The sequence below is a fragment of the Ruegeria sp. PrR005 genome (genome assembly GCF_010500245.1).
Lineage (GTDB): Bacteria > Pseudomonadota > Alphaproteobacteria > Rhodobacterales > Rhodobacteraceae > Ruegeria_B > Ruegeria_B marisflavi.
Genome location: NZ_JAAGOX010000053.1, coordinates 21,099 through 35,938 on the forward strand (window position 1 = coordinate 21,099; position 14,840 = coordinate 35,938).

Consider the following 14,840-nt stretch of genomic DNA (forward strand, 5'->3'; position numbering starts at 1 on the left):
TATTTGGGATTTTGCACGATTTCTGCCCGTTTGTACAGAGATCGTGACATTCAGCGCCCCAATCCGGTCAAAATCGGTCAGGCCATGGCGCGTCTACAAAGCCGCCGGGTAGATCAGGAACAGGCCAAGCACCAGACCAAAGAAACAGGCGATGATGATGCTCAGACCGGACAACCACGACCGGGCGGCCGACAGTTCAAGGTATCGGGCCAGGATCACGCGCGCCTTGATCAGGGCCAACACCAGGACGGCGGCTGCCACGATCTGTTGCGGCACCGGCAAGACGGTTGCCCCTGTCGATGCCAGGCTCAGCGCCAGCAAGGCCAGCCAGGCCGTGGTCAGGTTGAGCCTGCGGCCATGTTGCGGGGTCTTGGCAGTGGGGTCCGGGGTTTCCACGATCTTTATCCCAACAGGTAGACAACGGGAAACAGCAGGACCCAGACCAGGTCGACCATGTGCCAGAACTGTGCGCCTGCCTCTATGTTTCCGGTATCGTCGCGCCAGGCGACCAGAAGCAGAACCATCACGCCCGCCACCACATGCGCGGCGTGAAACCCCGTAAGCAGGTAATAGAACATGAAAAACGGGTGGGTCTCGTAGCTGATCCCCTGCGCCGCCTTGCCGACATATTCCGCGCCTTTCACGATCAGGAACACACATCCCAACGCCGCCGCCGCCACCAGCGAAAGCCGGGCCTGCACCCGGCGATCCTTGCGCCGGTACTCCAACCCCTTGGCCGCTAGAAAGCCGGAAGTGACAAGCACGGCGGTATTCATCGCCGCGCCGGTTCGGTAAAGGGCCGATTGCGCTTCGGCAAAGCCGCTTGGATCGGTCAGGCGGACAGCCATGAAGGCCAAGAGGCCCGCGCCGAACACCAAAAGCTCGCTGAAGATCAGCACCCACATCAGCAACTCGCCGGGGAGTTCGTCGATCCCTGATGTTTGCTTCATGCCCCGACCAATTGCCGATAGATCTGTGGCAAGGCCATTGTCAGGCGATGCGGATCGGGGATGACGGCAAAACCGCCCTGTCCAAACATGCGGGGAAACCAGCTTTTGCCGGATTTGTCGATGGTGACACCGAACACCGATTGCCCGGCCCGCCGGGCTTCGTGAACGGCCTGCCTGGTATCCTCGATCCCATGGCGGCCTTCGTAATGGTCGAGATCATTGGGCTTGCCATCGGTGATGACCAGCAGCAGGCGGCGCTTGCGTGCCTGGCTGGCCAGATCCGCCGAAGCATGGCGCACCGCCGCGCCCAGCCGTGTGTAATGGCCGGGCCGCAGCGAGGCGATGCGCCGTTCGACCTGGGGCCCCATCACCTCGTCAAACCGCTTGCAGCGCTGCACATAAACGCGGTGCCGTTTCAGCGAACTGAAGGCATGGATGGCAAAGTCGTCGCCACAGGCGTTCAACCCCCAGGCAAGCGCGGCCAGCGCCTCGCGCTCGATGTCGATCACGGCGCGACCGGTGACCACGCTTTCGGTCGAACGGCTGACGTCGAGCAGGATGGAGACCGCCAGATCCCGTGCCTGTGGCCGGGATTGCAGCCAGACCCGCTCGTTTCCTTCGCCATTGGCGCGGCGGTCGGTTTCGGCCCGAACGGCGGCTTCGATATCCAGTTGGTCGCCGTCCAGATGGCCACGGGTCATCACCCGCCCGGGGCGCAGCGCCTCGAACTGGCGCCGGACCGCGCGAATGCGGCGGGCGGTAGCCGGATCCTTGGCAAACTCCACCGCATCGTCGCGAATATCGGCGTCCGAGGTCAGGACGTTGACATGGTCCGGCAGGTACTGGCCCGACCGGACATCCCATTCGGGATACAGGATGCGCCCCGACAGCCTTTCGCGGTCGACATCCTCGGGCGCAAGATCGAGATGCAGTTTCAGCCGGGTTGGCGGCGCCTTGGACACCTGACCCAACCCGATCTCGTCCTGATCGTCGGCAGCCTTTTTGGCGTTGTCGGGATCGTCGTCATCGACCCGGCGGTTGAGGTTCAGGAACTCGGCCCAGCTCAGGATCGCCTCGAACTTGTGCAGGATGAAACTGTCGTTGCGTGCGGCCTGATCGGATTTGCGGCGACGGGCGCGGTGGGTCTTTTCATTCGACTCCTCGGGCGGCCCTTCGGTATCGCGGCTTTCCACCTCGTGGTGTTCCGAGAACGCAACCGCTCGCAGTTCAGGCCAGAGCGGCACCGGGCGGAACGGCTGATAGCCGCGCGGCGCGGTGACCTCACCCGCCTGTATCCGCACGGCCCGGGCCGAAAGTTGCGAAGGATCGCCCAGCATATGGCGGATCAACTCCTCGACCGCCGCCTCGTCGGGCGGCAGGGCGGGGGTTTCACGATGATGCAACAGGCCCCTGCACAGCTCGGCATAAAGCGGACGCAGGCCCGGCGCATTGTCCAGCGTGGCGTCGACCATGGCCTGCGCGGCCACCAAAGCGTTCAGATCGGCGCGCAGGGGGTCGGATTCGTCGATCCGCGTGTCCGCATGCGCGGCGGCAGCGGCCAGCCAGACATAGAGCGCCCCGTTCGCCTCGCGCACGGGATAGACTGCCAGCCGGTCCGGCAGGCGCAGAACCTCACCATCGAAAGAGGCACGCGGCAGGATCTCGGCCTCGGTGGCCAGCTTGCGGCGCCAGCTCAGGCGATGGCGGGACAGTTCAGGGGAAACGGGGCGCAGTTCGACACTCGGCTTGCCGCCCAGGCCCCGGAAAAGAACGGCCAACCGCCCCGCGACCTCTGACAGGTCGACCGCGGCTCCTTCGTGCACCGATGGTGCATCGAGGCGGCTGGCAAGGGTGTGCCACAGTTTCCCGATTGTCTCCTCGGGTTCCCATGGCTCGAAGTCGATCTTGACCATTGCTCGGCCTCACCCAAAGACGGCAACGGTCAGATCGAGGAGCCCGCGTTTGATATCCTCGTCATCAGTCAGAGGTTCGACCATGGCGGCTAGGATGGCGCGTTCGGTCGGCATGCCTTGTGCGATCAGCGTCGCGGCATAGACAACGAGGCGGGTGGATACACCTTCCTCCAGATCCTGTCCCTTGAGCCCGCGCAGCTTGCCCGCGAGCCGGATCAGCGGCTTGCACCGGTCCAGCGGCAGGCCGCTTTCCTCGGAGACGACGCGCGCCTCCAGCTCGGGCGAAGGGAAGTCGAACTCCAGCGACAGGAACCGTTGCCGGGTCGAGGGTTTCAGGGTCTTGAGAATGTTCTGGTAGCCCGGGTTGTAGGACGCCACCAGCATGAAGCCGGGCGCGGCTTCCAGTTCTTCGCCGGTCCGATCGATCGGCAGGATGCGGCGGTCGTCGGTCAGCGGATGCAGCACAACGGTCACGTCCTTGCGTGCCTCGACCACCTCGTCGAGGTAACAGATCGCGCCCTCGCGCACCGCCCGGGTCAGCGGCCCGTCAACCCAGACCGTCTCGCCGCCCTTGAGCAGATAGCGCCCGATCAGGTCGGCGGCGGCCAGGTCGTCATGGCAGGCCACGGTGTAAAGCGGCCGACCCAGTTTCGCGGCCATATGGGCCACAAAGCGGGTCTTGCCACAGCCGGTCGGACCTTTCAGCAGGACCGGCAGATTGTTCGAATACGCGGCGGTGAAGACATCGCATTCATCGCCCTGCGGGAGGTAGAAGGGGGCGGCTGCCGCCCCCGTTCCGATGTTCATTGATCCATCCATTTCCATTACTCGGCTGGTGTTTCAGTTGCACCGCGCTCGATGATTTCCTTGCGCGGCACCCACATGGCGTAGATGAAGAGCAGCGCACCGATCACAACCACCACGCCAGATCCGAAGCGCATCCAGTAGAAGATCGCGACCTGGTCCTGCACGTCCATGAAGTATTCGCCCAGGACGCGTTGCAGGTGGGTCTGGATCGTCCCTGCGAATGTCAGCACGAAGGTCATGAAGACCATGCCGCCGCTCATCAGCCAGAAGGAGGCCATGTTGAGCACCTGGTTATAGGGATCGCGGTTCAGCAGGATCGGCATTGCGTAGCTGAAGATGGCCAGGTTCAGCGACACATAGGCCCCGAAGAACGCCAGGTGCCCGTGGGCCGCAGTGATCTGGGTGCCGTGGGTGTAATAGTTCACCCCGTGCAGCGTGTGCAGGAAGCCCCAGACGCCGGCGCCAAAGAAGGCGAGCGTGGCACATCCCAGCGACCACAGCAGGGCGGCCTTGTTCGGATGGTCGCGGCGGCCCTTCCAGACCATGACAAAGGCAAATGCCATCATCGCGAAGAAGGGGATCACCTCGAGCGAGCTGAAGATCGACCCGATCCACTGCCAGTACCCGGGGGTACCGATCCAATAATAGTGGTGGCCAGTGCCCAGGATACCCGAGAACAGCGCGGCGGCGACGATGACATAAAGCCATTTCTCGACCACCTCGCGGTCAACGCCGGTGAGCTTGAGCATCAGATAGGCCAGGATCGAGGCCATGATCAGTTCCCACACGCCTTCGACCCACAGGTGGACGACGTACCACCAGTACTGCTTGTCCAGCGCCAGGTTCGACGGGTTGTAGAAGCTGAACAGGAACAGCAGCGCCAGACCCCACAGACCCAAGAGCAGGATGTTGGTGATCGCGGTCTTCTTGCCCTTCAGCACGGTCATCGACACGTTGTAAAGGAAGATGAGCGCCGCCACCACGATACCGGCCTTGACCCATTTGGGTTGTTCCAGGAATTCGCGCCCTTCCTTGCCAAGCAGGAAGTTGCCCTCGAACAGGTTGAACACATAGGTCACCACCACGCCCAGCGTGCCGACCACGAGGATCAGCAGTTGCAGATAGGCCAGCTTGGTGGAGTGGATTTCGCGTTCCGCCTCTTCCGGGATCAGGAAATAGGCAGCGCCAAAGAACCCGGTGATCAGCCAGACGATCAACGAGTTGGTGTGGAGCATCCGCACGATGTTGAACGGCAGCAGTTCACTCAGCGTGTTGGGCGCGACATAGATCCAGCCGGCGAGCAGACCGCCCAGCACCTGGATCGCAAACAGGCCCATCGCTACGGCAAAGTAGACGAGGGCGATTTTCTGGGATTCGTATTTCATGTCTCCGCTCCCTTCTCAGCCCGCCTCGTTGGGCGGCCAGCCCTGGGTGTCGATCGTGTTCGTCCAGAGCAGGAAATCGGCAAGCTGGCGGATTTCCTCGTCGCTGAGGTTGAACCTTGGCATCTGTCTCCGGCCCTCGATCCCGGTCGGTTGCGACTCCATCCAGCCCTTGAGCGTTTCAAAGGCAAGCTCGGGGTCGTCCTGAACACCCCAGCGTGTCATCACGTTCCCTACTTCGGGCGCAAAGTATGCGCCTTCGCCCAGGATCGAGTGACAGTTGATGCAGGCGTGTTTTTCCCAAACATGTTTCCCGGCCGCGACGCTGGCGGTCAGGGTTTCCGCGTTTGTCGAAGTGGTCGTGATGTAACGATGGGAATGGGCTGACAGAGCCAGAAAGATGATAATGAAGAACAACGACCCGCCATAGAATATGTTACGGGCCATGCTTTTTGTCATGACTTCGCGCATTGCGCTCTCCTTTGCGCCGCGTTTCTGGTGGGGTGATCATCGACTGCGACGGGTCGCACCGCCTTAACCAAAGTCAAGACAGGGCCAATGGAGTTTGGGCGGAGGCGTTTCAGGTGTTGTTGCAAATGCCTCGCAGAAGCATATGCATCTGTAATCATTGACATTTCTGGCGCAAGTTCTTATCTGAGCCGCATCGGGGAGTAGCAGCCGCAGCGATGCGGGATTGCGTCAACACACTCGCGCGGACGCGCGTGGCGCAGTCAGCCCAGGCCACCGGCCGACGCCTTGCAAGACCGTGGTGACAGGACTCGGTGGGCAGAGTCCGGCCGTCACCCGGCAAGGCCCCGGAGATATCGACCATGACAGGTTTCGCCATCGGCCTTCTGGCCGTCACCCTATCGCTCGATGCCTTTCTCGCCTCGCTTGGACGGGGTGCGAGAGGTCAGTCGGCTGGTATCGGTCTGGCACTGCGCACCGGCGCTGTTTTTGGCGCGGTCGAGGCGGTAACGCCCCTGATCGGCTGGGGTCTTGGCGTTGCCGCCCTGTCCCATGTTGCAAGTTTCGATCACTGGATCGCGTTCGGCCTATTGATGGCGGTCGGGCTGCGGATGGCCCTGCATGGATTGAAACCGCCTGCCCCGTCCCCTTCCGCTGGTCGCGGCACGGCGGTCCTGCTGGCCACGGCGATTGGCACCTCGGTCGATGCGCTGGCGGTTGGTGCCTCGCTGGCCCTGCTCGAGGTCAACATCGTTGCTGTCGCCCTGGCGGTTGGGATCAGCACCTTGATCCTGAGCACTGCGGGCGTTCTGACGGGAAAATACCTGGGGCAGCGGTTCGGCGGCTGGGCCGAACTGCTGGGAGGATTGGTGCTGATCGGGCTCGGCTTTGCGATTCTCGCCGAACACCTATCCGTCTGACTTTTCTCTGGACGTCGCCGCCACAGCGCCACACTCTTGAGGAAAACCGGACCGGGACAGCCATGGCCGACCAGACACTTGCACCGATCTGCGCCTTTGATTTCACTCAGTGCCGAGCGCGGCCAGTTGCCGACGATTGGCCCGCGCCGACCCCGGGCGACAGCGCGACCTTTCGCTGGCTGCATCTGGATCTGGGCAAGCCCGAGACCCGCCGCTGGATCGAACAGAATGTTCCACCCATTGCGGCCTCTGCCCTGTTGCAGGCCGAAACCCGCCCGCGCTGCGACCTGCTGGGCGAGGGATTGATCCTCAACCTGCGGGGCGTCAACCTGAACCCGGGCTCAAATATCGAGGACATGGTCTCGCTCCGGATGTGGATCCTGCCAAATGCGGTGATCTCGTCCCGGACACGTCGCATCTGGGCCACGGACGAGATCCAGCGCCGCGCCACCGAAGGCACCGGCCCCGCAACCGTTGGTGGTTTTCTGGCCGAGCTTCTGCACGGATTGTCCCACCGGATCGAACTGGTCTCGCTGGAACTGGACGACCAGACCGACGGGCTGGAGGAACGCGCCCTGGAGGGCGCATCCGCCCTGCATGACGACCTCGGCGCGCTGCGTCTGACCGTGATCAAGATGCGCAGGTTCCTGCACCCGCAGCGCGAGGCGCTCGATGCGCTGTTGCGCAACGAATCGCGCCTGCTGGATGCGTCGGAAATCACCGAGTTGCGCGAAGCGGTGAACCGGACGCGCCGCACCATCGAAGAGCTCGACGCGACACGCGACCGGTTGGTCGCCGTGCAGGATCAGATCGCCTCCGAACAGGTGCGCATTCTGGGGCGCAACAGCTTCATCCTGTCGATTGTCGCGGCCGTATTCCTGCCGCTGGGGTTTCTGACCGGGTTGTTCGGCGTCAATATCGCGGGCATGCCGGGAACCCAGTCGCCGCTGGCCTTCTGGTTCCTGTCCGGCGGCTCGCTGGCCATCGGGCTGGGCATCTTTCTGGTGTTCAGGGCGCTCAAATGGCTGTGACCGGGTGACTACCCGGGCCTGCCGACGCGTGGCTGGGTCAGGGCGGGCCACATGGACGTGAGGTACAGCGCAAAGGCCGCAACCCAGAGAACTCCGGTGGCCAGCATGGCCGGGCCATAGAAGTCAGCCACCCCTGTCCCGAACCAGCGCATAAGCGCGGCCATCGCGATCAGGCCATAGCCCCAGGCCATCGGTCTGGACGCCACCAAGGGCCGCCCGGAATGGCCAAGGGCGGCGCGGCTCATCACCGCCAGGGTCATGCCGCCCACCCCGCCAATACCCAGCAGATGAACGCCGACGAGCTCGGGCATCAGATCGAACCCCGACAGCCCCCAGGCCACCATCCCAAGGGCCAGCATCGCCAGCGCCACATGCAGCGACAGAAGGATGGGTTGGCTCAGACACCACAGCCCCGCCCACCCGGCAAGCCGCAGCGCCAGCACGACACCGAATGCGATGGCCACAACACTCGTCCCCGTCTGGGACAGGTCGCTCGGGACGAGAGCGGGCAGAACAATCGCCAGGATCAGACCCGCGCGCTCCAGCACAGGCCGCGATACCGGCCATTTCGCCTCCGGCTCACCGGCACGTTTCATGGCATTGCGGGTAAAGGCAGGCGTGATCCGGCCGCCAAGGACAGCGATCAGCGCGCATAATGTGATTAGCCCCGCGCGCAGCCCGGAGGAGGCGTCGCCGACCTCCAGACCGATCCAGTCGAGGTGAACCGACAGATTCGCGCTCCACAGATAGCCCAGAAAGATCAGGAACATAAGGTTCTGCGGCTTTGGCCGCTTGATCAGCTGCGACAGGATCTTGAGCGCCAGCACCGGCAGAAAGGCGAGGTCCACCACCGCGACCAGCACCGGTGGCAAGGCCATGGCGTACCAGACGGCAAGCCGCCCCAGAAACCACAATCCGGCGGCCAGCGCGATGAACCCGTGCCGGGCGCCCGGAGCGCCGGTCCAATTCGGAACCGCCGTCAGGAAAAAGCCGCCGATGGCCGCCGTGGCATATCCGAATATCATTTCATGCGCGTGCCACAGGCTGGGGGCATCCCCCAATCCCGGATCGTCCCCCGCGATGTAGAACGTCCAGACCAGGCCGGTGAACAGGCCATAAAGCCCGGCGGCCAGGAAAAACACCCGGAAACCTTCGGAAAACAATCGGGAAAACGCGGGCATACCTATCTCCTGTACCGCTTGAACCTGTGCGGCGATCTGTTCGCTGGTCTTGAGACCCAGAATTGTCGGCGGGACCGCGCGGCGCCTTAACGAAAGTCAAGGATCGCCGAAGCCGGCGATGTCAGTCTCGAACCTGCCTCACCAGCCTTCGACGGAGATACCGTTATGAGACCAACCAAAGCCATTCGCAGATCCCTGCTCCTGACAAGCGCCGCGATGGCGCTCGGTCTGGCCGCACCCATGGTTGTCGCACAAGACACCCACGGGTCCGATGCAGGTGCTGCATATCAGCCAAGCATGACCACCCTTGGCCAGTTGAACCTGGAAATTCCCGGCCGCCGCGAAGGCGACCCGGTGATGACCCAGGAAGAGTACAACATCGGCAACAAGATCTATTTCGAGCGCTGCGCCGGTTGCCACGGCGTGCTGCGCAAGGGGGCCACCGGCAAGCCGCTGACCACCGACATCACCCGCGCAAACGGATATGAGTATCTGCGCGATTTCATCACCTACGGCTCACCCGCCGGGATGCCCAATTGGGGTACTTCGGGCGAGATGAGCGAGGAAGAAATCGACATCATGGCGCGTTACATCCTGCTCGATCCGGCCTCGCCGCCCGAGTTCGGCATGGCCGAGATGCGCGAGACCTGGAAAGTTCTGGTCGCGCCCGAGGATCGCCCGACCGAGAAGATGAACGATATCGACATCGACAACCTGTTCTCGGTCACCCTGCGCGACTCGGGTCAGGTCGCCCTGATCGACGGCGCCGACTACAAGATCCACGCCGTGATCGACACCGGTTACGCGGTGCACATCAGCCGGATCTCGGCCTCGGGCCGCTATCTGTTCGTGATCGGGCGCGACGCGCTTGTGAACATGATCGACCTGTGGATGGAAACCCCCGCCACCGTGGCCCAGATCAAGGTCGGCTCCGAAGCCCGCTCGATCGAGACCTCCAAGTTCAAGGGGTTCGAGGACAAATACGCCATCGCCGGCAGCTACTGGCCGCCGCAATACGTGATCATGGACGGCGACACGCTTGAGCCGCTCAAGATCAAGTCGACCCGTGGCATGGTCTATGACGAGCAGAGCTATCACCCCGAACCGCGCGTGGCCTCCATCGTGGCCAGCCACTACAACCCGGAGTTCATCGTCAACGTCAAGGAAACCGGCAAGATCCTGATGATCGACTATTCGGACATCAAGAACCTCAAGGTGACCGAGATCGAGGCCGAACGCTTCCTGCATGATGGCGGCTTCGACAGTTCCAAGCGGTACTTCCTGGTCGCGGCCAACGCCCGTGGCAAGGTCGCCGTGGTCGATACCAAGGACAGCACCCTGACCGCGCTGGTCGAAACCGGTGGTCAGACACCGCACCCGGGCCGCGGCGCCAACCTGATGCACCCGACCTATGGCCCGGTCTGGGCAACCTCGCACCTGGGGGATGAGACCGTGGCGCTGATCGGCACCGATCCCGAAGGTCATCCCGACAACGCCTGGAAGGTCGTGCAGACCCTCTATGCCCAGGGCGGTGGCTCGCTCTTCGTGAAATCGCACCCGACCTCGGAGCATCTCTATGTCGATGCGCCGCTGAACCCGGATGCGGAAATCTCGGGCTCGGTCGCGGTGTTCAAACTGGGTGATCTTGCCCAGGAAGAGCCGGAATACACCGTGCTTCCGATCGTGGAATGGGCCGAAATCGGCGAGGGCCAGCCCCGCGTCGTGCAAGGCGAATTCAACCAGGAAGGCAACGAGATCTGGTTCTCGGTCTGGAACGCCAAGGACCTGGAAAGCGCCATCGTCGTGGTTGACGACAAGACGCTGGAACTCAAGGCCGTGATCAAGGACCCGCGCCTGATCACCCCGACCGGAAAGTTCAACGTCTATAACACTCGGGCCGACGTCTACTGACGTCAGTCCACGGGCGGGCCCGGTTGCGTCCCTGGTCCGCCCTTTCTGTCCCTTCTCCAGCCAGTCGCCCCAACCTGACGGAGCCAGCCATGCATATCGCCGGAAAAGTTCACCTGATCGGAGCGGGTCCGGGAGACCCAGAGCTGATGACCCTGCGCGCCCTGCGGATGCTGCAAGAGGCCGACGTGGTGGTCTATGACCGGCTGGTCAGCCCCGAGATCGTGGCGATGGCCCCCGCGGATGCCCGCATGATCCCGGTGGGAAAATCCCCAAAATGCCATCCGGTACCACAGGACCGGATCAACCAGATCCTGCTGGAAGAGGCGATGGCCGGCCATGTGGTCGCCCGTCTCAAGGGCGGCGATCCGATGATTTTTGGCCGCGGCTCCGAAGAGGCCGCGCATCTTCTGGCCCATGGCGTGCCGGTCGATTACGCCCCCGGCATCACCGCCGCGCAGGGCGCCAGCAGTTCCACCGGCGTGCCGCTGACCCATCGCGGGCTTGCGACCTCGGTCCAGTATGTCACCGGCCACAGACAGGCGGACCGGGTGCTGGACCTCGACTGGAAACGTCTCGCCGATCCCGACAGCACCCTTGTCGTCTATATGGGCGTGGCCAATATCGGCCAGATCGCAATGGGCCTGATGACCGAGGGCCTGTCCGCCGCAACACCGGTTCTGGCCATCAGCCAGGCGACAACGGCGCAGGAGCGTCGGCTTGTATCGCGGCTGGACAAGATCGCCACCGATGCGCGTGCGGCCGATCTGGCCGCGCCCACCCTTTTCATCATCGGCCAGGTCGTTTCGCTTTATGCCGAACATTCCTTTCACGACCTGATGGATCAGGTGGCGGCCCATGGATGACGTCCCGTTGATCCGCACCCAAAAGCCGGACAGATCAGCGCCCGCGCTGGCCCTGACGATGCTGTTCCTCGCCACCACCGCCTTTGCCGCCGATGCCATTGATCCCGCCGCCCTGAAACGCCTGGTGCAACAGGACTGCGGCTCGTGCCATGGGCTGACCCTCAAGGGCGGGCTTGGCCCCGACCTGCGCGCCGAGGCGCTGCAACATTACGATCAGGATGTCCTGACCTCGGTCATCCTCGACGGCATACCTGACACGGCGATGCCGCCCTGGCGGCCGCTGATGACCGAGGAAGAAGCCGAATGGATCGCCCGCTATCTGCAAAACCCGGAGGGCAAATGAAACCTCTCGCACTTGCGCTTGTCGCGGCTCTCCTGACTGGAACCGCCACGGCCGAAACCATCGCCACCGGGGATCTGGGGCTGGTGATCGAGCGCGCGACCGGATCGGTCCTGCTGGTCGATCAGTCCGACCGCGCCGCGCTCGCCCGGATCGAGGGCCTGGGCGATCTGTCCCATGCCTCGCTGGTCTATTCCCCGGACGAACGCTTTGCCTATGTCTTTGGACGCGACGGCGGGTTGACCAAGGTCGATATCACCACCCGCCAGATCGTCGGTCGTGTCGTGCAATCGGGCAACGCCATCGGCGGCGCCATATCCGACGACGGCAGGCTGGTTGCCGTGTCCAACTATGAACCGGGCGGCGTGCGCGTCTTCGACGCCGACACGCTGGACATGGTTGCCGACATCCCCACCGGCGGCAAGACCATCGGTCTGGTCGATGCGCCGGGCCGCCGGTTCGTCTTTACCGTCTGGGATACCGGGGAAAGCTGGATCGCCGACTTTACCCAAACGCCGCCGCAGATCACCACAATCCCCGGCATGGGCAAGAACCCCTATGACGCGCTGATCACCGGCAATGGCCGCACCTATATCACCGGCCTTTTTGGCGAGGACGGGCTGACCGCGCTGGACCTCTGGTCCGAAAACCCGGAACCGATCCGCGTTCTGCCCGGCTATGGCCGGGGCGAGCAGGAAATGCCGGTCTACAAGATGCCACATCTCGAAGGCTGGGCGCTGACCGGGCGCGAGTTCGTGCTGCCCGCCGTCGGTCACAGCCAGGTTCTGTGGATCGACGCCGACAAATTGACCGAAACCGGGCGCACGCAGACCCATGGCCAGCCGGTCTTTGCTATGGCGCGCCCCGACGGGCGGCAGGTCTGGGTCAACTTCGCCCATCCGCTGAACGACACGATCCAGGTGATCGACACCGTGACCAAAGAGGTGATCCACGAGTTCAAGCCCGGTCCGGCGGTCCTGCATATGGAGTTCACGCCGCGCGGGCACGAAATCTGGATCAGCGTCCGCGATGCCAACCGCATCATGATCTACGACACGCGGACGTTCGAAAAACTGCGCGAAATAGAGGCGGAGAGCCCCTCGGGCATCTTCTTTACCGCCCGGGCGCACAAAACAGGGTTGTGACCGCCATGTGCCATATCACCGATCCCATCGACCGCGCCTTGCTGGACGACTGGCAGCGCAACTTTCCTATCACCGACCGCCCCTTTCTGAACATCGCCGAGGAACTTGGGCAGAGCGAAAGCAACGTCATCGCCCGCCTGAAGCGGATGCGCACCTCGGGGCGGATCACCCGGGTCGGCGCCACGGTCGCGCCGGGAACCGCTTCGGCCAGCACTCTGGCCGCCGTCGCCGCACCCGAGGATCAGGTCGAGGAGATGGCCGCGCTGATCGGTGCGGAACCGGGCGTGAACCACAATTACCTGCGCGAGGATGACTGGAACCTCTGGTTCGTGGCCACCGGCCCGGACCGGGCGCATGTGGATGCCACGCTTGCGCGCATCGGCGCACGCACCGGCCTGCGTGTGCTCGACCTGCCGCTGGTCCGGCCGTTCAACGTGGATCTCGGGTTCCGCATGGGCGCGGCGACGCCGCGCGTTCCCGCCCGCCGCGAGGCCGACGTTTCCGCCCTGCGGCCCGGCGACACGGATCTGCTTCAGGCGCTGACATCGGGGTTGCAGCTGGTCTCGAACCCCTATGCGACGCTGGCCGAAGAGCTAAACCGCGACACCGGCGATGTCATGGCCCGCATCCGGGCGATGCAGGCGGCCGGGATCATCGCGCGGCTGGGCGTGATCGTGCGCCACCGCGCGCTGGGATGGTCCTCCAACGCGATGGTGGTCTGGGATTTGCCGTCCGATGCCATCGCCGCCGCCGGTCCCGCGCTGGCCGCCTGCCCGGGTATTACCCTGTGCTACGAACGACGCCCTGTGCCCGGTATCTGGCCCTATCGCCTCTACTCGATGATCCATGCCCGGTCGCGCAGCGAGGCCGAGGAAGTTCTGGGCCGGGCCGCCGCCTTGCCTGAACTGGCGTCCGCCCCGCACAAGGTGCTGTTCTCGACCCGCTGTTTCAAACAGACCGGGGCCCTGATCAAACCCAAGGAGAAGGCCGCATGACGCTGGACGACACCGACCGCAGGATCCTGAACCGGATGCAGGACGATCTGCCGCTCTGCCCCGATCCCTATGCCGCGGTCGCCGCCGAACTGGGGCTGGCGGAAACCGATCTTCTGACGCGCCTGGCGCGGATGAAGGAGAGCCGGGTGATCACCCGCTTCGGCCCCTTCTTTGACGCGGCCGCCATGGGCGGCGCCTTCTGCCTCTGCGCTATGGAGGTACCGGAGGCGGTTTTTGAAACCGTCCTGACCAAAGTCAATGCCCATCCGGAGGTGGCGCATAATTATGAACGCACGCACCGGCTCAACATGTGGTTCGTCCTGGCGACAGAAACGCCCGAAGGAATACAGGTGACGGCCGATGCGATCGAACGGGAAACCGGGATCGCGGTCCTGCGCTTTCCCAAACTGCAAGAGTTCTTCATCGGCTTCCGGGTGGCGGCATGAGCATTTCGGATACGGACAGACAGATCATCGCGGCGATGCAGGAAGGCCTGCCGCTGGTACCGCGCCCATTTGCGGCCATCGCCAGCCAGACCGGCCTGACCGAGGAGACTCTGCTGCATCGTATTGCCGAGCTGAAGGCGCGTGGCGTGATCCGTCGCATCGCCGCCGCACCCAACCATTACAAGCTGGGCATGACCGCCAATGGCATGACCGTCTGGGATGTCGACGATGCCCGGATCGCCGGGCTGGGCGCGCAGATCGGTGCCTTGCCCTATGTCACCCATTGCTATGAACGCCCCCGCGCCCTGCCTGGCTGGCCCTATAACCTGTTTGCCATGGTCCACGGCGCCACCCGCGACGAGGTCGAGGCCAAGCGCGGCGAAATCGCCGCGATCCTTGGGGCGGCCTGCCGGGGGCATGACATCCTCTATTCCACGCGCATCCTGAAAAAGACCGGGCTGCGCCTGAAACAGAAAGGCTGAGACCCC

General features: G+C 63.7%; 16 protein-coding genes and 1 riboswitch. Of the genes, 9 read left to right on the forward strand and 7 right to left on the reverse strand.

What is annotated here, in order from left to right; genetic code table 11:
- Positions 1-93 precede the first annotated feature (93 nt).
- The 6 genes from G0P99_RS18895 to G0P99_RS18920 are packed head-to-tail and all read right to left on the reverse strand — an operon-like array spanning position 94 to position 5,523.
- Positions 94-396: a cytochrome C oxidase subunit IV family protein gene (locus G0P99_RS18895; RefSeq protein ID WP_370462845.1), complete on the reverse strand. Its 303-nt coding sequence runs from the start codon at positions 394-396 to the stop codon at positions 94-96.
- A gap of 5 nt (positions 397-401) precedes the next feature.
- Positions 402-950: a cytochrome c oxidase subunit 3 gene (locus G0P99_RS18900; protein WP_164132039.1), complete on the reverse strand. Its 549-nt coding sequence runs from the start codon at positions 948-950 to the stop codon at positions 402-404.
- Positions 947-2,863: a nitric oxide reductase activation protein NorD gene (locus G0P99_RS18905; RefSeq protein WP_164132040.1), complete on the reverse strand. Its 1,917-nt coding sequence runs from the start codon at positions 2,861-2,863 to the stop codon at positions 947-949. The genes G0P99_RS18900 and G0P99_RS18905 overlap by 4 nt, the downstream gene beginning before the upstream one ends.
- Positions 2,864-2,872: 9 nt before the next feature.
- Positions 2,873-3,682, reverse strand: a complete 810-nt coding sequence (locus G0P99_RS18910; RefSeq protein ID WP_370462846.1) for a CbbQ/NirQ/NorQ/GpvN family protein — start codon at positions 3,680-3,682, stop codon at positions 2,873-2,875.
- Positions 3,683-3,687: 5 nt separating this feature from the next.
- Positions 3,688-5,055 (reverse strand): cbb3-type cytochrome c oxidase subunit I, encoded by a 1,368-nt coding sequence (locus G0P99_RS18915; protein WP_164132042.1) that lies wholly within the window; start codon positions 5,053-5,055, stop codon positions 3,688-3,690.
- Between the two features lie 15 nt (positions 5,056-5,070).
- On the reverse strand, positions 5,071-5,523 hold the full coding sequence (locus G0P99_RS18920; RefSeq protein ID WP_164132043.1) for a cytochrome c: 453 nt from the start codon (positions 5,521-5,523) through the stop codon (positions 5,071-5,073).
- A 183-nt stretch (positions 5,524-5,706) separates the two neighbouring features.
- Positions 5,707-5,832: riboswitch (yybP-ykoY riboswitch) on the forward strand.
- A 50-nt stretch (positions 5,833-5,882) separates the two neighbouring features.
- Between G0P99_RS18920 and G0P99_RS18925 the strand changes: the two genes are divergently transcribed.
- A complete protein-coding gene (locus G0P99_RS18925) occupies positions 5,883-6,440 on the forward strand; it encodes a manganese efflux pump MntP family protein (protein ID WP_164132044.1) in 558 nt (185 codons plus the stop codon).
- Between the two features lie 62 nt (positions 6,441-6,502).
- On the forward strand, positions 6,503-7,471 hold the full coding sequence (locus G0P99_RS18930; protein ID WP_164132045.1) for a zinc transporter ZntB: 969 nt from the start codon (positions 6,503-6,505) through the stop codon (positions 7,469-7,471).
- An 8-nt stretch (positions 7,472-7,479) separates the two neighbouring features.
- Here the strand turns inward: G0P99_RS18930 and G0P99_RS18935 are convergent, their stop codons facing one another.
- Complete coding sequence (locus tag G0P99_RS18935) at positions 7,480-8,652, reverse strand: NnrS family protein (protein WP_164132046.1); 1,173 nt, start codon at positions 8,650-8,652, stop codon at positions 7,480-7,482.
- A gap of 240 nt (positions 8,653-8,892) precedes the next feature.
- On the opposite strand from G0P99_RS18935, the gene G0P99_RS18940 reads away from it, so the two are divergent.
- The 7 genes from G0P99_RS18940 to G0P99_RS18970 all read left to right on the forward strand — a co-directional run bounded on the left by G0P99_RS18940 (position 8,893) and on the right by G0P99_RS18970 (position 14,834).
- On the forward strand, positions 8,893-10,563 hold the full coding sequence (locus G0P99_RS18940; RefSeq protein WP_239059881.1) for a nitrite reductase: 1,671 nt from the start codon (positions 8,893-8,895) through the stop codon (positions 10,561-10,563).
- A gap of 89 nt (positions 10,564-10,652) precedes the next feature.
- Positions 10,653-11,426, forward strand: coding sequence for a uroporphyrinogen-III C-methyltransferase (cobA, locus tag G0P99_RS18945; protein ID WP_164132047.1), 774 nt, complete (start codon positions 10,653-10,655; stop codon positions 11,424-11,426).
- A 58-nt stretch (positions 11,427-11,484) separates the two neighbouring features.
- Positions 11,485-11,769, forward strand: coding sequence for a cytochrome c (locus G0P99_RS18950; protein WP_164132260.1), 285 nt, complete (start codon positions 11,485-11,487; stop codon positions 11,767-11,769).
- Positions 11,766-12,911, forward strand: a complete 1,146-nt coding sequence (locus tag G0P99_RS18955) for a cytochrome D1 domain-containing protein (RefSeq protein WP_164132048.1) — start codon at positions 11,766-11,768, stop codon at positions 12,909-12,911. The genes G0P99_RS18950 and G0P99_RS18955 overlap by 4 nt, the downstream gene beginning before the upstream one ends.
- A gap of 5 nt (positions 12,912-12,916) precedes the next feature.
- Positions 12,917-13,906: an AsnC family transcriptional regulator gene (locus G0P99_RS18960; RefSeq protein ID WP_164132049.1), complete on the forward strand. Its 990-nt coding sequence runs from the start codon at positions 12,917-12,919 to the stop codon at positions 13,904-13,906.
- Positions 13,903-14,352 carry an Lrp/AsnC family transcriptional regulator gene (locus G0P99_RS18965; protein ID WP_164132050.1) on the forward strand — a complete coding sequence of 150 codons (450 nt, stop codon included), beginning with the start codon at positions 13,903-13,905 and terminating at the stop codon, positions 14,350-14,352. The genes G0P99_RS18960 and G0P99_RS18965 overlap by 4 nt, the downstream gene beginning before the upstream one ends.
- Positions 14,349-14,834, forward strand: coding sequence for an AsnC family transcriptional regulator (locus G0P99_RS18970; protein WP_164132051.1), 486 nt, complete (start codon positions 14,349-14,351; stop codon positions 14,832-14,834). The genes G0P99_RS18965 and G0P99_RS18970 overlap by 4 nt, the downstream gene beginning before the upstream one ends.
- Positions 14,835-14,840 lie beyond the last annotated feature (6 nt).